This window comes from Agrilactobacillus composti DSM 18527 = JCM 14202 (assembly GCF_001436375.1).
GTDB lineage: Bacteria > Bacillota > Bacilli > Lactobacillales > Lactobacillaceae > Agrilactobacillus > Agrilactobacillus composti.
In genome coordinates this window covers 1-239 of record NZ_AZGA01000069.1, presented here as the reverse complement: position 1 = coordinate 239, position 239 = coordinate 1, and the positions used below count along the sequence as shown (strand labels likewise).

Below are 239 nucleotides of genomic sequence, written 5' to 3'. Positions count from 1 at the left end.
ATGGCGCGGGACAGAATCGAACTGCCGACACATGGAGCTTCAATCCATTGCTCTACCGACTGAGCTACCGAGCCATATAACGGTCCCAACCGGATTTGAACCGGTGATCTCCTGCGTGACAGGCAGGCGTGATAACCCCTACACCATGGGACCAATTGCGGGAGCAGGGTTTGAACCTGCGACCTTCGGGTTATGAGCCCGACGAGCTACCAGACTGCTCCATCCCGCGATAATAAAAA

Annotated in this window: 3 tRNA genes; all 3 read right to left on the bottom strand. The window is 55.2% G+C overall.

Annotated elements, in window-relative coordinates:
- Position 1 precedes the first annotated feature (1 nt).
- The 3 genes from FC83_RS11270 to FC83_RS11260 all read right to left on the bottom strand — a co-directional run bounded on the left by FC83_RS11270 (position 2) and on the right by FC83_RS11260 (position 229).
- A tRNA-Phe gene (locus FC83_RS11270) sits at positions 2–74 on the bottom strand.
- A 6-nt stretch (positions 75–80) separates the two neighbouring features.
- Positions 81–153: transfer RNA gene (locus FC83_RS11265), tRNA-Asp, on the bottom strand.
- A gap of 2 nt (positions 154–155) precedes the next feature.
- Positions 156–229 (bottom strand) — tRNA-Met (locus tag FC83_RS11260).
- Between the last annotated feature and the right edge of the window lie 10 nt (positions 230–239).